At 72.6% G+C, this 21,211-nt stretch carries 19 protein-coding genes; 13 read left to right on the forward strand and 6 right to left on the reverse strand.

Annotated elements, in window-relative coordinates; genetic code table 11:
- Positions 1 to 37: 37 nt before the first annotated feature.
- Positions 38 to 1,477, reverse strand: a complete 1,440-nt coding sequence (gndA, locus tag ACH41F_RS12945; protein WP_391238934.1) for an NADP-dependent phosphogluconate dehydrogenase — start codon at positions 1,475 to 1,477, stop codon at positions 38 to 40.
- Between the two features lie 278 nt (positions 1,478 to 1,755).
- Here gndA and ACH41F_RS12950 point away from each other — a divergent pair, with 278 nt between their 5' ends.
- Entirely contained in the window at positions 1,756 to 2,874 is a 1,119-nt protein-coding gene (locus tag ACH41F_RS12950) for a transglycosylase family protein (protein WP_391238931.1), read from the forward strand.
- A gap of 27 nt (positions 2,875 to 2,901) precedes the next feature.
- On the opposite strand, the gene ACH41F_RS12955 is transcribed toward ACH41F_RS12950, so the two are convergent.
- Positions 2,902 to 4,041, reverse strand: a complete 1,140-nt coding sequence (locus ACH41F_RS12955) for a DMT family transporter (RefSeq protein ID WP_391238928.1) — start codon at positions 4,039 to 4,041, stop codon at positions 2,902 to 2,904.
- A gap of 210 nt (positions 4,042 to 4,251) precedes the next feature.
- On the opposite strand from ACH41F_RS12955, the gene ACH41F_RS12960 reads away from it, so the two are divergent.
- From ACH41F_RS12960 to ACH41F_RS12980, 5 genes are all read left to right on the forward strand, one after another.
- Positions 4,252 to 5,007 (forward strand): (2Fe-2S)-binding protein, encoded by a 756-nt coding sequence (locus ACH41F_RS12960; protein ID WP_398835063.1) that lies wholly within the window; start codon positions 4,252 to 4,254, stop codon positions 5,005 to 5,007.
- Positions 5,008 to 5,048: 41 nt separating this feature from the next.
- Entirely contained in the window at positions 5,049 to 6,215 is a 1,167-nt protein-coding gene (glgA, locus tag ACH41F_RS12965) for a glycogen synthase (RefSeq protein WP_398835385.1), read from the forward strand.
- Between the two features lie 74 nt (positions 6,216 to 6,289).
- Complete coding sequence (gene glgC, locus ACH41F_RS12970) at positions 6,290 to 7,510, forward strand: glucose-1-phosphate adenylyltransferase (protein WP_398835065.1); 1,221 nt, start codon at positions 6,290 to 6,292, stop codon at positions 7,508 to 7,510.
- Between the two features lie 148 nt (positions 7,511 to 7,658).
- Positions 7,659 to 8,978 (forward strand): wax ester/triacylglycerol synthase family O-acyltransferase, encoded by a 1,320-nt coding sequence (locus ACH41F_RS12975; RefSeq protein ID WP_398835068.1) that lies wholly within the window; start codon positions 7,659 to 7,661, stop codon positions 8,976 to 8,978.
- Between the two features lie 103 nt (positions 8,979 to 9,081).
- Positions 9,082 to 10,587 carry an SDR family NAD(P)-dependent oxidoreductase gene (locus ACH41F_RS12980; protein WP_391238913.1) on the forward strand — a complete coding sequence of 502 codons (1,506 nt, stop codon included), beginning with the start codon at positions 9,082 to 9,084 and terminating at the stop codon, positions 10,585 to 10,587.
- Positions 10,588 to 10,760: 173 nt separating this feature from the next.
- On the opposite strand, the gene ACH41F_RS12985 is transcribed toward ACH41F_RS12980, so the two are convergent.
- The gene (locus ACH41F_RS12985) at positions 10,761 to 11,567 is read right to left on the reverse strand and encodes a glucose 1-dehydrogenase (protein WP_391238910.1); all 807 of its coding nucleotides are present in this window, start codon (positions 11,565 to 11,567) and stop codon (positions 10,761 to 10,763) included.
- 566 nt (positions 11,568 to 12,133) lie between these two features.
- On the opposite strand from ACH41F_RS12985, the gene ACH41F_RS12990 reads away from it, so the two are divergent.
- A complete protein-coding gene (locus ACH41F_RS12990) occupies positions 12,134 to 12,307 on the forward strand; it encodes a hypothetical protein (RefSeq protein WP_107080540.1) in 174 nt (57 codons plus the stop codon).
- A 46-nt stretch (positions 12,308 to 12,353) separates the two neighbouring features.
- Positions 12,354 to 12,836, forward strand: a complete 483-nt coding sequence (locus ACH41F_RS12995) for a GNAT family N-acetyltransferase (RefSeq protein ID WP_391238908.1) — start codon at positions 12,354 to 12,356, stop codon at positions 12,834 to 12,836.
- Positions 12,837 to 12,849: 13 nt separating this feature from the next.
- Here ACH41F_RS12995 and ACH41F_RS13000 read toward each other — a convergent pair whose 3' ends face one another.
- On the reverse strand, positions 12,850 to 14,193 hold the full coding sequence (locus ACH41F_RS13000; protein WP_391238904.1) for an amidase family protein: 1,344 nt from the start codon (positions 14,191 to 14,193) through the stop codon (positions 12,850 to 12,852).
- A 281-nt stretch (positions 14,194 to 14,474) separates the two neighbouring features.
- On the reverse strand, positions 14,475 to 15,245 hold the full coding sequence (locus ACH41F_RS13005) for an FCD domain-containing protein (RefSeq protein ID WP_391238902.1): 771 nt from the start codon (positions 15,243 to 15,245) through the stop codon (positions 14,475 to 14,477).
- Positions 15,246 to 15,581: 336 nt separating this feature from the next.
- Between ACH41F_RS13005 and ACH41F_RS13010 the strand changes: the two genes are divergently transcribed.
- Genes ACH41F_RS13010 through ACH41F_RS13030 form a run of 5 tightly spaced genes read left to right on the forward strand, consistent with a single transcriptional unit; the run spans position 15,582 to position 19,738 of the window.
- Entirely contained in the window at positions 15,582 to 16,922 is a 1,341-nt protein-coding gene (locus ACH41F_RS13010) for an L-fuconate dehydratase (RefSeq protein WP_398835073.1), read from the forward strand.
- On the forward strand, positions 16,919 to 17,674 hold the full coding sequence (locus tag ACH41F_RS13015; RefSeq protein ID WP_398835076.1) for an SDR family NAD(P)-dependent oxidoreductase: 756 nt from the start codon (positions 16,919 to 16,921) through the stop codon (positions 17,672 to 17,674). Before ACH41F_RS13010 ends, ACH41F_RS13015 begins: the two co-directional genes overlap by 4 nt.
- Positions 17,671 to 18,612, forward strand: coding sequence for an aldo/keto reductase (locus ACH41F_RS13020; RefSeq protein ID WP_398835079.1), 942 nt, complete (start codon positions 17,671 to 17,673; stop codon positions 18,610 to 18,612). The genes ACH41F_RS13015 and ACH41F_RS13020 overlap by 4 nt, the downstream gene beginning before the upstream one ends.
- Positions 18,609 to 18,923, forward strand: a complete 315-nt coding sequence (locus ACH41F_RS13025) for an L-rhamnose mutarotase (RefSeq protein WP_398835082.1) — start codon at positions 18,609 to 18,611, stop codon at positions 18,921 to 18,923. The genes ACH41F_RS13020 and ACH41F_RS13025 overlap by 4 nt, the downstream gene beginning before the upstream one ends.
- A complete protein-coding gene (locus ACH41F_RS13030; RefSeq protein WP_398835084.1) occupies positions 18,920 to 19,738 on the forward strand; it encodes an amidohydrolase family protein in 819 nt (272 codons plus the stop codon). Before ACH41F_RS13025 ends, ACH41F_RS13030 begins: the two co-directional genes overlap by 4 nt.
- On the opposite strand, the gene ACH41F_RS13035 is transcribed toward ACH41F_RS13030, so the two are convergent.
- On the reverse strand, positions 19,726 to 21,150 hold the full coding sequence (locus tag ACH41F_RS13035; RefSeq protein ID WP_398835086.1) for a lipase maturation factor family protein: 1,425 nt from the start codon (positions 21,148 to 21,150) through the stop codon (positions 19,726 to 19,728). The genes ACH41F_RS13030 and ACH41F_RS13035 overlap by 13 nt on opposite strands.
- Between the last annotated feature and the right edge of the window lie 61 nt (positions 21,151 to 21,211).

Genomic DNA, 21,211 nt, shown 5'->3' on the forward strand with positions numbered 1-21,211 from the left:
TCCCCGCTCGGCCGCACCCGTGTCGGCGCGAGAGTCCCTAGGCGTCGATCTCCGAGCGGTCCCCGCCCCACAGCGTGTGGAACGACCCCTCGCGGTCCACCCGCCGATAGGTGTGGGCCCCGAAGAAGTCCCGCTGACCCTGCGTCAGCGCCGCGGGCAGCCGCTCGGAGCGCAGCCCGTCGTAGTACGCCAGCGCCGCCGAGAACCCGGGCGTCGGCACCCCCTGCCGGGTCGCCGCGACGATCACCTCGCGCCAGTCGTCCTGGGCGTCGGCGATCTCGCGCGCGAACGTCTCGTCGGACAGCAGGCTCGGCAGGTCGGCCCGCGCGTCGTACGCGGCCCGGATCCGGTCCAGGAACGCGGCCCGGATGATGCACCCGCCGCGCCAGATCGCCGACACCGCACCGAGGTCGATGTCCCAGTCGTACTCCTCGCGCGCGGCCGCGATCTCGTGGAAGCCCTGCGTGTACGACACGATCTTCGAGGCGTACAGCGCCTGCTCGACCCGGTCGGCGAACGCCCCGGCCTCCGCCTCGCTCAGCGCCGTCGCCTTCGGTCCGGCGAGCCCCCGGGACGCGGCCCGCAGGTCCGCGTGGCCGGACAGGGACCGGGCGAAGACCGCCTCGGCGATGCCGGACACCGGGACGCCCAGGTCGAGGGCGATCTGCACGGTCCAGCGGCCGGTGCCCTTCTGCTCCGCCTGGTCCACGACCACGTCCACGAAGGGCTTGCCGGTCGCCGCGTCCACGTGGGACAGCACCTCGGCGGTGATCTCGATCAGGTAGGAGTCCAGGCGCCCGGTGTTCCAGGTCCGGAAGATCTCCGCGATCTGCGCGGGCGCGTACCCGGCGACGTCGCGGAGCAGCTGGTAGGCCTCGCCGATCAGCTGCATGTCGGCGTACTCGATGCCGTTGTGCACCATCTTCACGAAGTGTCCGGCGCCGTCGGCACCGACGTGCGTCACGCACGGCGCCCCGTCCGACGCCTTCGCCGAGATCTTCTCCAGCATCGGGCCGAGCGAGTCGTACGACTCCTTCGAGCCGCCCGGCATGATGCTCGGTCCGTTGAGCGCGCCTTCCTCGCCGCCGGAGATGCCGGTGCCGACGAAGTGGATGCCCTGCTCGCGCAGTTCACGCTCGCGGCGCCGGGTGTCGGCGAAGTGCGCGTTGCCACCGTCGATGATCATGTCGCCGGGCTCCAGGAGCGGGGCGAACTCCTGGATCACCGCGTCCGTCGGGTCGCCGGCCTTCACCATGATCACCAGTCGGCGGGGCCGCTCCAGCGCCGCCACGAACTCCTTGGCGGTCTCGGCCGCGATGAAGTCGCCCTCGCCGCCGAACTCCTCGATGAGGGCGCGGGTACGGGACGCCGTCCGGTTGTGCACCGCGACCGTGTATCCGTTGCGGGCGAAGTTCCGCGCCAGGTTGCTGCCCATGACCGCGAGGCCCGTGACGCCGATCTGCGCTGAAGTGCTCATTCGGTTGGCTCCTAGAGGATCCGTTATCGGTGGTGCCGGTCGTGCCAGTCAGTATCGCTCCACCGGCCGTCCTGACGTGCCGGTACGCCGGGCGCGTGTCCGGCCCGGTGACGTTCCGTGGGCAGATACGCGCGAGGAGGCCCGCTTGCCTCAACCGCGGTGCGGCGGAAGTCGATTCCCGGTCGTTCGACGCTCAGGGCGGCCGATAGCCGTCTTGTCATGGCCTGTTCGGGGCGCTTACTTTTGGCCCTCCTGACGAATGTCGAGGGGGAGCCCCCATGGCCGTACGCGGCCGGCACCGCCGGTATCAGCCGAACAGGATCAACCGCGCCTCACTCACCGTCACGGCGGGCGGCGCCGGAATGGCGATCCCGCTGATCGGCGCCGGTACGGCCCAGGCGGCCGACGTGGACACCTGGAACAAGGTCGCCGCCTGCGAGTCGACCAACAACTGGAGCATCAACACCGGCAACGGCTACTACGGCGGCCTGCAGTTCACCCAGTCCACCTGGGAGGCGTACGGCGGCACGCGATACGCGCCGCGCGCCGATCTGGCCACCAAGGACCAGCAGATCGCCGTGGCCGAGAAGGTGCTGGACGGACAGGGGCCGGGCGCCTGGCCGACGTGCTCGGTCAAGGCCGGCCTCACCCGCGGCGGCGACACCCCGGACATCCACCCCGCGTCCGCCAAGGCGTCCGTGGCGGACGTCCAGCCGCAGACCACGCCCCAGTCCCGGGCCGGCCGGGCCGAGATGTACACCGTGGTCCACGGCGACACCCTCTCCGGCATCGCCGACCGGCAGGACGTGAAGGGCGGCTGGCAGCGGCTCTACAGCGCCAACCGCAAGACCATCGGCGCCGATCCCGACCTCATCGTGCCGGGGCAGCGGCTCAGTCTGCGGGGCAAGGCGGCCACGCCGACCACCCAGACCTCGACCGGCTCCAGGTCGTCCGAGGAGAAGAAGACCTCCCGCGACAGCGGGCACAGCGCCCGCTCGCTCGTCGCCCCGGTCGACGCGCCCACCGGAACGCCGTACCACAAGGCGGGCTCGCTGTGGTCGAAGGGCTATCACACCGGCGTGGACTTCGCGGTCGCGACCGGCACGACCGTGAAGGCGGTCGCGGCGGGGCAGGTGGTCAGCTCCGGGTGGGCCGGCTCGTTCGGCTACCAGGTGGTGATCCGGCACGCGGACGGCCGGTACTCCCAGTACGCGCACCTGTCGGCGATCTCGGTGAAGAGCGGGCAGGGCGTCGGCGCCGGTCAGCGCATCGGCCGCTCGGGGTCCACGGGCAACAGCACGGGCCCGCATCTGCACTTCGAGGTGCGGACGGGGCCCGGGTTCGGCTCGGACATCGACCCGATCGCGTATCTGCGAGCGGGCGGCGTCCGGCTCTGAGGTTCTTCCAGTGCTCGGAACCTGCGGTCAGGATCTGACACGCATACGGTGCCGGTCGAGGACCGGGACGGGCACGTACGAGGCGCCGTAGAGCGGGCCGTACAGGTACACCGGGGAGTCGTCCGGGTCCCGGGGCGCGGCGTCCTGGGCCGGCTCCGGTGCCGGGACCAGGACCTCCTCGCGGACCGCGGACTGCTCGGGGAGGACGGCGAGCAGTTCCTCGGCGGTGGTGGTCCCGGCCAGACCCGCCAGCAGCTTCTCGGCGGTGACCGCGGCGGGCCCCGGCACGGACGCCTGAACCGGCGTCTGCACAGGCTCGGGCAGCGGCTGCGGTTCCGTGCGGGCGAGCCGCTCGGTCGTCAGCAGGATCAGTCCGCCCGTCGCCACCACACCGCAGCCCAGCGCGAGCAGGGTGCCGGTGGTGCCGTAGCGGAAGGTCTCACCGAACATCGTGATGCCGACCACGGCCGCCGCCACCGGGTTCACGACCGTGAGGGTGGCCAGCGGGGCCGCGAGACCGGCGCCGCGGTAGGAGGCCTGCGACAGCAGCACACCGGCCGTGGCCAGCACGCCGATCACCGCCAGGGAGGGCAGGTCCGCCGCCGTCACACCACCGGTCCAGTCGACCGCGACGGTCTTGGTGAAGACCGAGGACATGCCGAACGCGACACCGGACGCCGTCGCGAGCAGGATGCTGCGCACCGCCGGGTGCCGGTGGGCCGCCCGGCCCGCGATCATCAGCGCCACGACCGCGCCCGCGGTGACCGTCGCGACCGCCACCCGCTGGGTGGTGTCCAGCGACTGCGCGTCGGACGCGCCGACCAGGGAGAGCAGACCCGCCAGGCCCACGGTCGCCATGATCGCGCCCCGCCAGGCCGTCGCCCCCGCCTTGCGGCGCACGAACAGCGCCGCCATCGGCAGGGCGAAGACGATCGTCAGCGCGCCCAGCGGCTGGACCAGGCTCAGCGGGCCGTACGCCAGCGCCACCACGTGCAGCAGTCCGCCGAGGCCGTTCAGCGCCAGCGCCGCCCACCAGCTCGGCCGCCGCAGGGGCGCGAACTGCTGCTCGGGGGAGGACACCGCGACCTGCTCCTGGACGATCGCCCCACCGGCGTAGGCGACGGCGGAGACGAGCGACAGGAGCACGGACAACGCGAGGGCGCTCATGAGCTGCTCCTCTGCGTGAGGCAGGGGCGAAGGCCCCGGCGCGGCGAACGGTCGGCTTCCATGTGCAACACGATGCCGTGAAAAGCCATTCCCGTCGTCGTCCCTGAGCAGGCAATGGGTCCTACTGCCGATGGAGTACTACGGACGGTGGGTCCTCCCCAGGGTGCATGCCACCCTCCACAACCCTCCTGAGGGCCTCCCCTAGGGGCCTTGGTACTACTGCTCCTCGTGGACCTCGACGCCGACCTCACCGCGCTCCGCCCGCTCGGCGGCTTCTTTCTCCTACGCACGGGCGCAGGCCCGCGGGCGGCGCTGCCGACGCTCGCACAAGCGTACGCCGCGGAAAAAGAGGAGGTTTACGAACATGTCGTAACTTTCCGTGTCCGCAAGGTCGGCGCCGCCCTGCGTGCCCCCGAGCCCCGCGTCGCCGCCTCCGTCGCCCAGCAGGGGCTCGCGGCCCGGCTCTGGTCGATCGCGCTCGGCTGCGCGGTCCTGTACGGCCGGATGCCCGACCTGGACGCCCGGCTCCTGCGCTGGGACCCGGACGGCAGCGCCCCCGACGACCTCTGGCTCACCGAGGTCCGCCCGCGGCCCGGGGACGCGGCGCACCTCGCCCAGGTCGTGCTGGAGGGCCACCTCGAACCGCTCGCGGCGGCACTGCGCACCCGGTACCGGATCGCGCCGGGCCTGCTGCGCGGCAACGCGGCCTCCGCGCTGACCGGAGCCGCCCGGCAGCTGGAGAGCTGGGCGCGGGCCCACGGCCGTGCCGACGCCGTCGCCCGCACCCGCGCCCTGACCGCCGATCTCCTCGCCCACCCCCTGCTCGCCGGCACCGGGACCCTCACCGGAAGCGCCTTCCGGCGGCGCAGCTGCTGCCTCTACTACCGGGTGCCCGGCGGGGGCGTGTGCGGTGACTGCTGCTTCCCACGGCCCCCGCGGTCTTCCCCGGGCGCCGCATCCGGGTGACCATGAAGGACGACCAACCACTGAGAACAGGGGGGTTCCGGGTGCGAGTGGGCCTGCTGAGCCGGGAGTACCCGCCGGACGTGTACGGCGGCGCGGGTGTCCATGTGGAGTTTCTCGCCCGGGAGTTGAGATCCCTGATCGACCTCGACGTGCACTGCTGGGGCGAGGCCTCCGTGAAGGAACGCGCCTCGGGCGTGGTCCGCCACCGCCCCTGGCCCGCGCTCGACACCGCCAACGACGCGCTGCGCACCTTCTCCGTGGACCTCGCGATGACCGCCGGCCTGGAGGGCCGCGAGCTCGTGCACTCCCACACCTGGTACGCCAACCTCGCCGGCCACCTCGGCAAGCTGCTGTACGGCATCCCGCACGTGATGACCGCGCACTCGCTGGAGCCGCTGCGCCCCTGGAAGGCCGAGCAACTCGGCGGCGGGTACGCCCTGTCGAGCTGGGCCGAGCGCACCGCGATCGAGGCCGCCGACGCGGTGATCGCCGTCTCCGGCGCCATGCGCGAGGACATCCTCGGCTGCTATCCGTCCCTCGACCCGGCCCGGGTGCACGTCGTGCACAACGGCATCGACACCGCGCTCTACCGGCCCGACCACGGCACCGACGCCCTCACCCGCGTCGGCCTCGACCCGGACCGCCCCTTCGTGCTCTTCGTCGGCCGCATCACCCGGCAGAAGGGCGTTCCCCATCTGCTGCGCGCGGTACGGGACATCGACCCGGCCGCGCAGGTCGTGCTGTGCGCCGGAGCGCCGGACACCCCGGAGATCGACCGCGAGTTCCGCGAGCTCTTCCAGGAGTTGAGCGGCGTCCGCGAGGGCGTGCACTGGATCCCGCAGATGCTGCCGCGCCCGGACGTCATCCAACTCCTCACCCACGCGGCCGTGTTCGTCTGCCCCTCGGTGTACGAGCCGCTCGGCATCGTCAACCTGGAGGCCATGGCGTGCGGCACCCCCGTCGTCGCCTCCCGGATCGGCGGCATCCCCGAGGTCGTCGAGGACGGCGAGACGGGCCTGCTGGTCCCGGTGGACGACGACTTCGAGCCCGCGCTGGCCCGTGCGCTGGACTCCGTCCTCGGTGATCCGGAGGGCGCGCGGCGGATGGGCGAGGCCGGACGGCGGCGCGCGGTGGAGGAGTTCGGCTGGGACGCGGTGGCACGGCGGACCGTGCGGCTCTACGAGGAGATCCTCAAACAGGCTTGCTGAGAAGATCCTCAAACAGGCGTACCAAGGGCCCGCCGAGGGCAGGCATGGGTCAAACCAGGGTGAGGGGAGCGGCCATGCGGCGTGGCGGACCTTCGGTGCTCGGCATCGTGCTGGCGGGCGGAGAGGGCAAACGCCTGATGCCCCTGACCGCGGACCGCGCCAAACCAGCGGTCACCTTCGGAGGAACGTACCGCCTTGTCGACTTCGTGCTCTCCAACCTCGTCAACGCCGACATCCTGCGCATCTGCGTCCTGACGCAGTACAAGTCGCACTCGTTGGACCGGCACATCACCACCACCTGGCGGATGTCGAGCCTGCTCGGCAACTACGTCACGCCCGTCCCCGCCCAGCAGCGGCTCGGCCCGCGCTGGTTCCTCGGCAGCGCGGACGCCATCCTTCAGTCGCTGAACCTCGTGTACGACGAACGGCCCGAGTACGTCGTGGTGTTCGGCGCCGATCACGTCTACCGGATGGACCCGCGGCAGATGCTCGCCCAGCACATCGAGAGCGGCGCGGGGGTGACGGTGGCGGGGATCCGGGTGCCGCGCTCGGAGTCCTCGTCCTTCGGGGTGATCACGCCCGGTTCGGACGGGCTGACGGTGGACCGGTTCCTGGAGAAGCCCGCCGACCCGCCCGGGCTCGCGGACGACCCGGAGTGCGTGTTCGCCTCCATGGGCAACTACATCTTCACCACCAAGGCGCTCATCGAGGCGCTCCAGCGGGACGCCGAGGACCAGAGCTCCGTGCACGACATGGGCGGCTCGATCCTGCCCCAGCTCACCCAGCGCGGCGACGCCCAGCTGTACGACTTCAGCACCAACCACGTCCCCGGCGAGACCACGGGCGACCGCGGCTACTGGCGGGACGTCGGCACCCTCGACGCGTACTACGACGCCCATATGGACCTGATCGCCGAGCGTCCCGCGTTCAACCTCTACAACCGCCAGTGGCCCATCTACACCCACTCGGGCCAGCTGTCCCCGGCCCGTTTCAACGCGGGCGGCATCGCGAGCGAGTCCATCATCAGCGCGGGCTGCCTCATCCGGGGGCAGGTCACCCGGTCCGTGCTGTCGCCCGGCGTCCGGGTGGACCCGGGGGCGGTGGTGCAGGGCTCGATCCTGCACGACAACGTCCGGGTCGGGCGGGGCGCGGTGGTGCGCGGGGCCGTGCTCGACAAGAACGTCGAGGTCCCGCCGGGTGCGACGATCGGGGTGAACCCGGAGCGGGACGCGGAGCTGTACACGGTCTCCAAGGGCGGGGTGATCGCCCTCGGCAAGGGCCAGCAGGTGCCCTGAGCCGCACCGAGGAGCACCCCGTGACGGGCGGGGTGCCCGGGGTCGGACTTAATCTGCTGTTAACTGTGCGTAGCTTGATCGTACTTGACCGTAATCACCTGTGGGCGCTTGACTGCTTGCTCACCCGTCATCGACGCGAGGCAAGCCATTGACTTCCGACCTGCTCGCCCCCCTCGACCTGGCGTTCTGGAACATCGAGTCCCCCCGGCACCCCATGCACCTGGGCGCCCTCGGCGTCTTCTCGGCCCACTCGCCCGCCGCGGGCGCCCACGCGGCCGACCTGCTCGCGGCCCGGGCGGCGGCGGTGCCCGGGCTGCGGATGCGGATCCGGGACGTCTGGCAGCCGCTGGCCTTCGGAGGCGCGACCCGCGAGCCCGCCCCCGACTTCGACCCCCTGGACCACGTCCGGCTGCACCCGGCCACCGCCGACTTCCACGCCGTCGCCGGACGCCTCATGGAACGGCCGCTGGAGCGCGGCCGGCCGCCCTGGGAGGCCCATGTGCTGCCGGGGGAGGACGGCGGATCCTTCGCCGTGCTCTTCAAGTTCCACCACGCCCTCGCCGACGGCCTGCGCGCCCTGACCCTCGCGGCCGCGATCCTCGACCCGCTCGACCTGCCGGCCCGCCCGCCACGCCCCGAGGCGCCCGCGAAGGGCTTCCTCCCGGACGTGCGCAAGCTGCCGGACCTCGTCCGGGGCGCCGTCTCCGACGTCGGCCGCGCTCTCGACATCGGCGCCTCCGTCGCCCTGTCCACCCTCGCGGCCCGCTCCTCCTCCGCGCTGACCTGCGAGGCGAGCGGCACCCGCCGTACCGCCGGGGTCGTCGTCGACCTCGACGACGTGCACCGGGTGCGCAAGGTCCAGGGCGGCACCGTCAACGACGTCCTGATCGCGGTCGTCGCCGGCGCCCTGCGCAGCTGGCTGGACCAGCGCGGCGACGGCAGCGAGGGCGTCGCGCCCCGCGCCCTCATCCCGGTCTCCAGGCGCCGCCCGCGCACCGCGCACCCGCAGGGCAACCGGCTCTCCGGCTACCTGATGCCGCTCCCGGTCGACGACCCCGACCCGCTCGCCCGCCTGGGCATGGTCCGCACCGCCATGGACCGCAACAAGGACGCGGGCCCGCACCGGGGCGCCGGTGCCGTGGCCCTGCTCGCCGACCACGTCCCCGCCCTGGGCCACCGGCTCGGCGGACCGCTGGTCAGCCAGGCCGCCCGGCTCTGGTTCGACATCCTCGTCACCAGCGTGCCGCTGCCCAGCCTCGGCCTGAAGCTCGGAGGCAACCCGGTCACCGAGGTCTTCCCCTTCGCCCCGCTGGCCCACGGCCAGGCCCTCGCGGTCGCGATCTCGACCTACCGCGGACAGGTCCACTACGGCCTCGTCGCGGACGCCGAGGCGGTACCGGACCTGGACGTCCTGGCCCGAGCCGTCACCGCGGAGGTCGAGACGCTCATCACTGCCTGCGAGGCTTGACCCTCCCGGTTTTTGGAGGACGGGCCCGGCGCTCCGTAGAATTCCCGGTTCGAAAGCGGACGCGGTCGGCGCGCCGCACGGGGCAGCAGGGAACGGCAGCGCGATGACGGTGACAGAGGACGGCTCGGCGATCACGGGCGAAGCCGTGGACGGGATCGAGTACGGGCCCGGCATCGACCCCGAGCGGCTGGCCGTCTGCCTCAGCGTGCTCGACGAGCTCGAGAAGTTGGAGGTCGACCACCCCGACGCGATCGCCGTGCGCCGGGCCACCGCAGGCGTCTACCGTACCGTCAAGCAGCGCCGCCGCCAGGAGCGCCGGGCCGCCAAGACCGCCCACGACCGGGCGGTCACCGAAGCCACGGCGACCGGCTCGGCCCAGCGCATCGACGACGAGACCGAGGGCATCCTGCCCTCCTCGGTCACCGAGGAGGGGAAGATCGCGGGGATACTCCAGCGCCCCCGCTCCTGCTACACCTGCAAGACCCGGTACGTGGAGGTCGACTACTTCTACCACCAGCTCTGTCCGGAGTGCGCCACCCTGAACCGGGACAAGCGCGACGTCCGCGCCGACCTCACCGGCAAGCGCGCCCTGCTCACCGGCGGCCGCGCCAAGATCGGCATGTACATCGCGCTGCGGCTGCTGCGCGACGGCGCGCACACCACGATCACCACGCGCTTCCCCAAGGACGCCATCCGCCGCTTCAAGGCCATGGACGACTCCGCGGACTGGCTGCACCGCCTGGAGGTCGTCGGCATCGACCTGCGCGACCCGGCCCAGGCCGTGGCCCTCGCCGACCAGGTCGCCGAGGCGGGCCCGCTGGACATCCTGATCAACAACGCGACGCAGACCGTACGCCGGCTGCCCTCCGCCTACGCCGCGCTGGTCGAGGGCGAGAGCGCCCCGCTGCCCGCCGGTGAGCTGCCCGCCCACCATGTCATCGGCGCCTTCGGCTCCGGCGCCGTGGACGGCCTGGCCGCCCTGCCCGTCGGGATCTCCGGTCTGGACGCCCAGCAGGTGGCCGACCTCGCCCTGGTCGCGGGCAACGCCAGCGTCGCCCGGCACCTCGACGGGACCGCCATCGACGCGGGCGGTCTGGTCCCCGACGTCGTCGACACCAACACCTGGGTCCAGACCATCGAGCAGATCTCCCCGGTGGAGCTCCTCGAGACCCAGCTGTGCAACTACACGGCGCCGTTCATCCTCATCAGCAAGCTCCGCCCGGCGATGGCCGACGCGGCGAGGAAGGCGGCGAGCGGTCGCGCCTACGTGGTCAACGTCTCCGCCATGGAAGGCGTCTTCGGCCGTGGCTACAAGGGCGCGGGCCACCCCAACACCAACGCCGCCAAGGCGGCGATGAACATGGTCACGCGCACCAGCGCCCAGGAGATGTTCCAGACCGACGGCATCCTGATGACCTCGGTCGACACCGGCTGGATCACCGACGAGCGCCCCCACTACGACAAGCTGCGCCTGGCCGAGGAGGGTTTCCACGCCCCGCTCGACCTGGTGGACGGCGCGGCCCGCGTCTACGACCCCGTCGTGCGCGGCGAGGCGGGCGAGGACGTGTACGGCGTCTTCCTGAAGGACTACGCGCCGGGCAAGTGGTAGGCCGTTATTCGCTCGCGGGCCGGAGCGCCGGCGTTCTACCGTGACGGTGGAACGCCGGTGTGCCCGGTGCGATGGTCACGCGTTCTTCGTGGTTCGATCCCATACAGGCCCTCGCGGGCCTGCCGCCCTGTCGGAGGGCACCGCGTCACCGCCTTGATCTCGGGCACACCCGCTCAGCCGGTCTCCGGCGCCCGTGACCGGAGCCGCTCGTGCAGTGCGTACGTCCCGGAGGAGTGCGCGGCCCGCACTCTGGTCCCCCCGTCCACGAGCAGGTCCGCCCCGGTCACCCACTCGGCGGCGTCCGAGGCCAGCCAGACGACGGCCCGCGCCACGTCGGCCGGCTCCCCGATCCGCCCGAGCGGCAGCTCCGCCGCGAGGTCGTCCTCGCCCCGCTCCCATACGAAACGGGCCATCTCCGTGCGGACGAGGCCGGGGGAGACGGAGTTGACCCGCACCCGCGGGGCCAGTTCGCCCGCGAGCTGCCGGGTGAGATGGAGCAGGGCCGCCTTGCTGGTCCCGTAGGCACCGATCTGCGGGCCCACGTGGTCCGCGCCCTCCGTGCAGACGTTGACGATCGCACCGCCGTGCTCCCGCATCCACCCCCGCCACGCGCCCTGCACCAGCCGCAGTGGCGCCTCGACGTTGACGGCGAACGCGGTGCGCCAGGCGTCGGGATCGGCTTCCATGAGCGGACCGTAGGGCTGGTTGGTCGCCGCGTTGTTGACGAGGACGTCGAGCCGGCCGAAGGTGCGCAGGGCGAGCCGGACCACGTCGTCCAGGTGCGCGGGATCGGCCATGTCCCCCGCCACACCGAGCCCGCCGAGCGCCTCGGCGACCCGCCCCACCTCCGCGGTGTCCCGCGCGGTCACGCACACCAGCGCGCCCGCCGACGCCAGGTGCCCGGCCACCGCCCGCCCGATGCCGCGCGTACCGCCGGTGACGATCGCGGCTCTGCCCTGAAGTCCGTACGGCGCCGTCATCGCCGTACCGTCTCATGACGAACCGTCAGTAGACATACCTCGCGCGGGAGTTGCGGGCCCGTGCCTAGGGGCGGGCAGTAGGTCCCTCGGTGCCGGGAGGCGTCGGTCCTGTCCTTCCGCCGGGCAGGCGGTCGCCGTTCGTCGGCCGAGCGCGGCCGCCGTGCGTTTCGGCCAAGGGACGTGAACCGTGCGCTCGGGTCCTTCGAAGGGGCGGTCGCCCCTGTAGGCCGATCGGGTGACTTTTTCATGGGGCATCAGGTGGCAAAAGAGGGCATATCAGGAGACCGTCAACACGGGCGACTTGGGAAAGTTACCCCTTCTTTGCAGCCCCATCGAGCAGGCCTCCGCTCATTTGGTTAATCTGTAGCGGACGGACAGCAGTACGGGGTCCCACCCACACCCACGGTCCGTCCCGGGGCAAGTCGGTCATCACGGTTTGTCTCAGCCCCACCACCGGCGCCACCGCGTCCGAGCTGTTCTCGACTCAGACCCGAGCGGGCGTCCGGCGACCGATCGCACACTGACCGGTATGCCCCGAGGGTGACCCGACACATAAGGAGTGCGCGGTGACACCGGAGAAGACGAATCGCGATCAACGGCCCAAGGAACGCCCCGAACGTGCGGGCCGCCGGCCAGGACAGCTCGGCAGCCTCGACGTCTGGGCGCGTTCCGCCCCGATCCGTCTCGCGGGCTACGAGGACGACCTGGCCGAGCCGCACATCCTGCCCAGCGTGGACTGAAGCCCTCACTGATCGCCGTCGGCATGGGCGTGCCAGACTCACGCCCATGCTGATCAGAGAAGCCGCGGCCGGGGACTGGCCGCGGATCTGGCCTTTCTGGCACCGGATCGTCGCCGCGGGGGAGACGTACGCCTGGGACCCGGACACCTCCGAGGAGGCGGCCCGGGAGCTGTGGATGAGCCCGGCCAAGCGGGTGTACGTCGTCGAGGACGACAGCGGAGCCCTCGTCGCCTCCGCCTACACCACCCCCAACTACGGTGGCCCCGCCGCCCGCATCGCCAACGCGGGCTTCATGGTCGACCCCGACCACGCGGGCCGCGGCATCGGCCGCGCCCTCGCCGAGCACACCCTGGCCGCCGCGACGGCGGACGGATACCGCGGCATGGTCTTCAACGCCGTCGTGGAGACCAACCCCGCCGTCACGCTGTGGACGTCCCTCGGCTTCACGATCCTCGGGACGGTACCGTCCGCGTTCGAGCATCCGCGGGCCGGCCTGGTCGGGCTGCACGTCATGTACAAGGCGCTCTAGGTTCTGAGCGCCCTCAGTCCAGCGGAGCCGTCCGCTGCCAGGGACGCAGCCGCTCCAGTTGCCCGGCGAGTTCCAGCAGGTCTGCTTCCGAGCCCGGACGTCCCACGAGCTGTACGGCCGTGGGGGCGCCGGAGGGCAGGGAGCCGAAGGGGACGGACATGGCGGGCCAGCCGGTCAGGTTCCAGGGCGGGGTCAGGGGCGAGTAGTTGGTGTTGGCCAGGACGTTGCGGAGCCAGCCGCGCTCGTGCCACGGCTGCGACCGGGGGGAGCGGCGGGCCAGGGCCGGGGTGAGCAGGACGTCGTACTCCTCGAAGAACGGCTCCAGGCGGCGGCGCAGTTCCTCGCGGCTCCTGCCGGTGCTCACGCTCTTCACGAACCGGCGGCCCACCGCCGCGTGCACGCGCGTGCGGCGCGCCAGCCGTCGGGTGTCCAGGCCCTGCGCGTCCTGAGAGGTGCCCGCCGTCCAGTGGGCGAGGGAGGTGAGGCTCAGCGACAGCGGGTAGGGCGGGTCGGCGCGGCGGACCTGGTGGCCCGACTTCATCAGGACCTCTGCCGCCTGACGGGCGGCGGTCGTGTACGGCCCGGTGACGGCGATCCCGGCGATCGGGCTGCGCAGCGAGAGCGCGACCTTGCGCATGCCCGCCCGCTCCGGCCCGGTGAACTCCGCGTCCGCGAGGACGCCGAGCATCAGGCGGGCGTCCTCGACCGTCGTCGCGAGCGGGCCGTTCTCGGACATGCCGAACCAGTCGCCGTCGCTGACACCGGCCGGGACCACGCCGTGGCCCGGCTTGATGGTGACGAGGCCGCAGTTGGCCGCCGGGATGCGCAGCGAGCCCATGCCGTCGTTGCCGAGGGCGATCGGCACCAGTCCGGCGGCGACCGCGGCCGCGCTGCCGCCCGAGGAGCCGCCCGCCGTGCGGGTGGTGTCCCAGGGGTTGCGGGCCGTGCCGTGGACGCCCTCGGTCGTGCCGAAGACGCACAGTTCGGGCACGTTCGTCAGGCCCACCACCACCGCTCCCGCCGCCCGCAACCGGGCCACGGTGACATGGTCCTCGGTCGACGGCGTGTCCGGGGTGGCCGCCGAGCCGACGCGCTTGGACTCGCCGCGCACGGCGAGGTTGTCCTTGACGGCGATCGGCACTCCCGCGAGCGGCAGTTCGGCGAGATCGCCGCGCGCACCCACCTCGTCCGCCTCGGCGAGCGCCGCCTGCGTCCGTACCGTCCGGAAGGCCCCGACGCGGCCGTCGAGCCGCTCGATCCGGGCGAGGTGCTCGGCCACCACGTCGCGGGGCGTGGCCCGCTTCTCCCGCACGGCGGCGGCGATCTCGGCGGCGGTCCGGCCGATCCAGCTGGTCACGAGTGCTCCTCGGGGTGTACTGGCGAGTACGTAGGGAGAACTGTGCCTGCGCTCCGGCGCCACGTCGAGAGGGGGGAAGGGGGAACTCGGCTGGTGGTGGAGGGGCGCTGCGGGTGTGGCTGGGCGGTGGTGGAGGGGTGCTGCGGGTCTGGCTGGGCGGTGGCTGTGGGGTGCTGCGGGTCTGGTCGTCCGGTGGTGGAGGGGTGCGACGGGTCTGGTCGTCCGGTGGTGGACGGGTGCTGCGGGTCCAGCCGGGCGGTGGCGGAGGGGGCGCCGCCGGTCTAGGCGGCCGGTGGCGGCGGGGTGCTGTCGGTCTGGTCGGCCGGTTGGGCGCGGACGGCGTCCGTCCGCTCTGCCAGCCGGCTTCTGAGCCACTGCTCCACTTCGCCCACGTGCGCCGCCGCCGCGGCCCGGGCGGCCTCCGGGTCGCGGGCGAGCAGGGCCCGATGGATCGCGGCGTGCTCGCGGCGGGTGCGCTCGAAGGCGCCCTCCTCCTGGTAGCCGCGCCAGACCCGGGCGCGGAAGGTCCGGGAGGACAGGCCCTCGAGGATGGCCGCCATGGTGTCGTTCCCGGCGGCGGTGACGATCGCGCGGTGGAAGGCGAGGTCGTGGGCGAGGATCTCCTCGGGGTCGTCCGTGGCGTTCATCGCGGTCAGGTGCTTGCCCACCTCGGCCAGCTGGTCCGGGGTGATCCGTGCCGCGGCCATCGCCGTCGCCGTGGACTCCAGGATGCGCCGCACTTCGAGGAGTTCCACCAGACGCGGGCCCCGGGACAGGTCGGCGACCACACCGAACGTCTCCAGCAGGTCCCCGGCCTCCAACTGCGTGACGTAGATCCCCGATCCGTGCCGTGCCTCCAGGACGCCCAGCACGGTGAGCGCGCGGATCGCCTCCCGCATCGAGCTGCGGGAGATGCCCAGTTGGACCGCGAGATCCCGCTCGGTGGGCAGCCGCTGGCCAGGCTCCAGGCGGCCCTCGCCGATCATCGCCTTGATCTGCTCGATGGCGCGCTGGGGAACGCTGCCCTTCTGCGGGGCCGTCTCGTCGTCCACGCCGTTCCTCCACTCGACCGGGCCGGCGCGAACCTCACCGGGCCGGCCGGGCAGGTACCGGGCGGGCCCGGACGCTCACCGGGTGGCCGCAGTCTAGCGACGGATGTGGTCGGACCACTACGCGTCGAAGTCGGGGAAATTCGGCGCTGGAGGCTGTCCTTCCGGGGGAGTGGTCTGATAAGTATGCGGGCATCTGCTCGAACACGCTCACCGAGGAGCCGTCAGATGCCCGGCAGAACAGGGGGAAAGCGGTACAGGTCCCGGACAGTCGGCGTGGTCGCGGCGGCCGCCCAGGACTGACCCGCCCGCTCCCCGCTCCCGACCGAGAGGCCCTCCGTGTCACCGACGCCCGTGCGCATCACAGCCGTCGACACCTACGACATCCGTTTCCCGACCTCGCGCGAGCTGGACGGCTCCGACGCGATGAACCCCGACCCCGACTACTCCGCCGCGTACGTCGTCCTGCGCACCGACGCCGCAGACGGGCACGAGGGGCACGGTTTCAGCTTCACCATCGGGCGGGGCAACGAGGTCCAGGTGGCCGCCATCCACGCACTCAGGCACCACGTGCTCGGACGGTCCGTCGACGAGGTGTGCGCCGACCCGGCCATCCTCAACCGCGACCTGATCGGCGACAGCCAGCTGCGCTGGCTCGGCCCCGAGAAGGGCGTGATGCACATGGCGATCGGGGCCGTCATGAACGCCGTGTGGGACCTCGCGGCCAAGCGCGCCCACAAGCCGCTGTGGCGGCTGCTCGCGGACGCCGACCCCGAGTGGCTGGTCGCCCAGATCGACTTCCGCTACCTCACCGACGCCCTCACCCCCGAGGAGGCCCTGGAGATCCTCCGCAAGGGCCGGCAGGGCGCCGGGGACCGCGCGGCGAGGCTTCTGGAGCGCGGCTACCCCGCCTACACGACCTCCCCCGGCTGGCTCGGCTACAGCGACGACAAGCTCACCCGGCTCGCCACCCAGGCCGTGGCCGACGGCTTCCGCCAGATCAAGCTGAAGGTCGGCGCCGACCTGGAGGACGACGTACGGCGCTGCCGGGTCGCCCGCGCGGCCGTCGGCCCCGGCATCCGCGTCGCCATCGACGCCAACCAGCGCTGGGATGTCGCCGAAGCCGTCCGCTGGACCAAGGCCCTCGCCGAGTTCGACCCGTACTGGATCGAGGAGCCCACCAGCCCCGACGACGTTCTCGGCCACGCCGCGATCCGCGAGGCCGTCGCCCCGGTGAAGGTGGCCACCGGCGAACACGTCCAGAACCGGGTCGTCTTCAAACAGCTCCTCCAGGCCCGCGCCGTCGACATCGTCCAGATCGACGCGGCCCGCGTCGGCGGCGTCCACGAGAACCTCGCGATCCTGCTGCTCGCCGCCAAGTTCGGGGTGCCGGTCTGCCCGCACGCGGGCGGCGTCGGCCTGTGCGAACTCGTCCAGCACCTGTCGATGTTCGACTACGTGGCGGTCACCGGCACCACCGAGGACCGGGTCATCGAGTACGTCGACCATCTGCACGACCACTTCCTCGACCCGGTGGTGATCAGGGAAGGTCACTACACGGCACCCACCGCGCCGGGCTTCTCGGCCGCCATGCGGCCCGAGTCGATCGCGCGGTACACCTACCCGGACGGCGCGTTCTGGGCCGCGGACCTCTCCGAGACGAAGGGACAGGCGGTATGAGCGACTTCGAGGGTCTCAGGGCCCTGGTGACCGGAGGCGCCTCCGGCATCGGCCGGGCCACCGCGGAACTCCTGGCCGCGCGCGGCGCCCGGGTCGCCGTGCTCGACCTGGACCCGTCGTCGGTGCGCGAGCCGCTCCTGCCCTTCACGGCCGACGTCACCGACGACGCCTCGGTGCGCGAGGCGGTCGCCGCGGCCGTCGCCGCGCTCGGCGGACTGGACGTCCTGGTCAACAACGCGGGCATCGGCGCCCAGGGCACCGTCGAGGACAACGACGACGCCGAGTGGCACCGGGCATGGGACGTCAACGTCGTCGGCATGGTCCGCGTGGCCCGCGCCGCCCTCCCGCACCTGCGGGCCTCGGACCACGCCGCCATCGTCAACACCTGCTCCATCGCCGCCACCGCGGGCCTGCCGCACCGCGCCCTCTACAGCGCGACCAAGGGCGCCGTGTACTCCCTGACCCTCGCGATGGCCGCCGACCACGTCCGCGAGGGCATCCGCGTCAACTGCGTCAACCCCGGCACCGCCGACACCCCCTGGATCGGCCGCCTCCTCGACCAGACCCCCGACCCGGCCGCCGAACGGGCCGCCCTGGAGGCCCGCCAGCCCACCGGACGCCTGGTCCGCGCCGACGAGGTCGCCGGTGCCATCGCCTATCTGGCGAGCCCCCTGTCCGGCGCCACCACCGGCACCTCGCTGGCGGTGGACGGCGGCATACAGGGACTGCGGCTGCGCCCGGCGGGCCGATGAGCACCCCCCGCGGCCTCGGCTTCGGAGCCGCCGCCATCGCCGGCCTGTACACCGAGGTCACCGAGGAGCAGGCGGACGAGGCGGTGTCCGCCGCCTGGCAGCGCGGCATCCGCTACTACGACACCGCGCCCCACTACGGTCTCGGCCTGTCCGAACGCCGCCTCGGCGCGGCCCTGCGCGACCGGCCGCGCGAGGAGTACGTGATCTCCACGAAGGTCGGCCGCCGCCTGGAGCCGCACACCGGCGGCGGGGACGACCTGGCCCACGGCTTCGCCGTGCCCGCCACCCACCGCCGCGTCTGGGACTTCACCACCGACGGCGTACGCCGCACCCTGGAGGCCAGTCTGGAGCGGCTCGGCCTCGACCGCGTCGACCTCGTCTACCTGCACGACCCCGACGACCACGCCGAACAGGCCTTCCGGGAGGGTTACCCGGCGCTGGAGAAGCTCCGCTCGGAGGGTGTGGTCGGCGCGATCGGCGCCGGCATGAACCAGACCGCGATGCTCACCCGGTTCGTCCGCGACACCGACGTCGACGTGGTGCTGTGCGCCGGGCGCTACACGCTGCTCGACCAGAGCGCGCTGCGGGACCTGCTGCCCGCCGCCGTCGAGCGGGACGTGTCGGTGGTGATCGGCGGCGCCTTCAACTCGGGCCTGCTGGCCGACCCGAGGCCCGACGCGACGTACAACTACGCCCAGGCGCCCGCCGAGTTGCTGGACCGGGCCCTGCGCATGAAGGAGGTCGCCGAGCGGCACGGCATCTGTCTGCGGGCCGCCGCCCTGGCCTTCTGCGCGGCGCACCCCGCGGTCACGAGCGTCCTGGTGGGCGCCCGTTCGGCGGCCGAGGTCCAGGACTGCGCGGACCAGTTCGCGACCCCGGTGCCCGAGGCGTTCTGGCAGGAGCTGCACACGACGGGACTGCTGGAGGAACCTTCATGAGAATCGCCCTGCACACCAAGGTCCGCGCCGATCGCGTCACCGCCTACGAGGCGGCCCACCGTGAGGTACCGAAGGAACTGACGGACGCCATCCGCACGGCGGGCGCGTCCTCCTGGACGATCTGGCGGTCGGGCACCGACCTCTTCCACGTCCTGGAGTGCGAGGACTACGCCCGCCTCCTCGCCGAACTGGAGCGGCTCCCGGTCAACGTGGCCTGGCAGGCCCGCATGGCCGAGCTCCTCGACGTGGTGCACGACTACTCGGACGAGGGCGCGGCGGCGGGCCTGCCCGTGGTGTGGGAGCTGCCGTGACGGTCGACGCCCATCACCACGTCTGGGACCTGTCGGTCCGCGACCAGGACTGGATCCCCGAAGGCAGCCCGATCCGGCGGGACTTCACGGTGGCGGACCTGGCGCCCGAGGCGGCCGCCGCCGGGGTCGACCGGACGGTGCTCGTGCAGACGGTCACCGTCGCCGAGGAGACCCCGGAGTTCCTGGCCCTGGCCGCCGGCCACGACCTGGTCGCGGGTGTGGTCGGCTGGACCGACCTCACCCGCCCCGACGTGGCCGACGAACTGGCCCGGCTGCGCTCCCTGCCCGGCGGCCGCTTCCTCAAGGGCATCCGGCACCAGGTCCAGGGCGAGCCGGACCCGGAGTGGCTGCTGCGGCCGGACGTACGCCGCGGCCTCGCCGCCGTCGCCGCGGCGGGTCTGGTCTACGACCTCGTCGTCCTGCCGCACCAGTTGCCCGCATGCGCCGAGGTGGCCGCGGCGCTGCCCGAACTGACCTTCGTCCTGGACCACGTGGGCAAGCCGCCCATCGCCTCCGGCGCCCTCGACCCCTGGGCCGGCGACCTGCGCGCCCTCGCCGCGCGCCCCAACACGGTCGGCAAGCTCTCCGGCCTGGTCACCGAGGCCCACCCGGACGGCTGGACGGTCGAGGACCTGCGCCCGTACGCGGACGTCGCGCTGGCGGCCTTCGGCCCGGACCGGCTGATGTTCGGCTCGGACTGGCCCGTGTGCCTCCCGACGGCCACGTACGCCGAAGTGCTGGACGCCGCCCGTCGGTTGGTGGGCGAGGACCCCCGGATCTTCGAGACCACCGCCGCCCGCGTCTACGACCTGTGAGCCACCCCGGCCAGCCGGGTCGGCGGCAGGTACTCCCGGACGTACGTCCGCTTCCAGCACGCGCCCGTCTCCCGCAGCTCGCGCCAGGTCGTGTACCGGTAGCGGAACAGGCGGGCGCGGACGTACCGGGGTGGCGCGTCGGGCGGGAAGGGTGAGCGGCGCAGCAGCCTCAGCGTGGCGCGGTCGCCCTCCAGCAGCCGTTCCACGAAGGTGCCGAACCACGACCCGGCGTAGGACGGCGACAGCGCGGCGAACCACATCAGCCAGTCCAGGCGCAGGTGGTACGGGGCGAACTGGCGCGGCCAGCGCCGGGGATCACCGGGCTTGCCCCAAAACTCGTACTCCCGCCAGTCGGAGTCCTCGCGCGGCACCTCGTCGGCCGTGCCCTCGACGACCACCTCGTAACGGAGGCGGCTGACGCTGCCGAACGCCCCGTAGGTGTTGACCAGATGGAGCGGGTCGAAGGAGCGGTTCATGACCTGGCGCCGGGAGACCATGTTCGCGACCGGGTGGTAGCTGAGGTACCCGAGCAGCGCGCAGACGGCCAGCACCACGACCTCGTACCAGAGCGGGGTCTCGGGCACCCGGCGCGGCGGGTCGCCCGGGAGTTCCAGTGCCGAGACGGCGAGCACGATCGTGATCCAGTTCAGCCAGGAGAAGTTGCCCGACAGGACCAGCCACAGCTGGGTGACGATCATCAGCGACGCGGCGGCCGTGGCGATCGGCTGCGGGGTGAACAGCAGCACGGGGACGACGAGTTGGGTGACGTGGTTCGCGGCCGCCTCGACCCGGTGCAGGGGCCGCGGGAGATGGTGGAAGAACCAGCTCAGCGGGCCCGGCATCGGCTGTGTCTCGTGGTGGTGGTCCAGGCAGGTCAGCTTCCGCCAGCAGTCGTCGCCGCGCATCTTGATCAGCCCCGCGCCGAACTCCACCCGGAACAGGATCCAGCGCAGCAGGAACAGCACCAGGACCGGCGGCGCCACCTCGTCGTTGCCGAGGAACACCGCGAGGAATCCCACCTCCAGCAGCAGGGACTCCCAGCCGAAGCCGTACCAGGTCTGGCCCACGTTGACGATCGACAGGTACAGCGCCCACGGCACCAGCCACAGCAGCATGCCGCCCCACAGCGGCAGCCGCGCGTCCAGCCCTGCGAGCAGCGCCGCCGACACCGCGCAGCCGGTCCAGGCGCAGCCCGCGAAGAAGCGGTCCGAGTAGTGCAGCTGGAACAGGCTCGGCGCCGCCCTGAAGGGAACCCGCTCGACGTACCGGGGGACGGGCAGCAGACCCCGCGTGCCGAGCAGCGCGCGGAACTGGAGGGCCGCCGTCAGGAACGCGACCAGGTACACACCGGCCAGCGCCCGCTGGAGGACCAGCCGGCTCAGCCAGTAGTCGGGTGCGGTGAACCAGTCCACGGTCAGGTGCTCCTCCCCGCCATTGTCACGCCGGAAGCCGCGTCACGCTCCGTGTGCCGGG

Source organism: Streptomyces sp. NPDC020489, from assembly GCF_044386545.1.
Taxonomy (GTDB): domain Bacteria; phylum Actinomycetota; class Actinomycetes; order Streptomycetales; family Streptomycetaceae; genus Streptomyces.

Bases quoted from the DNA above. Each gene is read 5' to 3' on its own strand.
- gndA (WP_391238934.1), bottom strand. From the start codon at position 1,477: ATGAGCACTTCAGCGCAGATCGGCGTCACGGGCCTCGCGGTCATGGGC.
- ACH41F_RS12950 (WP_391238931.1), top strand. From the start codon at position 1,756: ATGGCCGTACGCGGCCGGCACCGCCGGTATCAGCCGAACAGGATCAAC.
- ACH41F_RS12955 (WP_391238928.1), bottom strand. From the start codon at position 4,041: ATGAGCGCCCTCGCGTTGTCCGTGCTCCTGTCGCTCGTCTCCGCCGTC.
- glgC (WP_398835065.1), top strand. From the start codon at position 6,290: ATGCGGCGTGGCGGACCTTCGGTGCTCGGCATCGTGCTGGCGGGCGGA.
- ACH41F_RS12980 (WP_391238913.1), top strand. From the start codon at position 9,082: ATGACGGTGACAGAGGACGGCTCGGCGATCACGGGCGAAGCCGTGGAC.
- ACH41F_RS12985 (WP_391238910.1), bottom strand. From the start codon at position 11,567: ATGACGGCGCCGTACGGACTTCAGGGCAGAGCCGCGATCGTCACCGGC.
- ACH41F_RS12995 (WP_391238908.1), top strand. From the start codon at position 12,354: ATGCTGATCAGAGAAGCCGCGGCCGGGGACTGGCCGCGGATCTGGCCT.
- ACH41F_RS13015 (WP_398835076.1), top strand. From the start codon at position 16,919: ATGAGCGACTTCGAGGGTCTCAGGGCCCTGGTGACCGGAGGCGCCTCC.
- ACH41F_RS13020 (WP_398835079.1), top strand. From the start codon at position 17,671: ATGAGCACCCCCCGCGGCCTCGGCTTCGGAGCCGCCGCCATCGCCGGC.
- ACH41F_RS13025 (WP_398835082.1), top strand. From the start codon at position 18,609: ATGAGAATCGCCCTGCACACCAAGGTCCGCGCCGATCGCGTCACCGCC.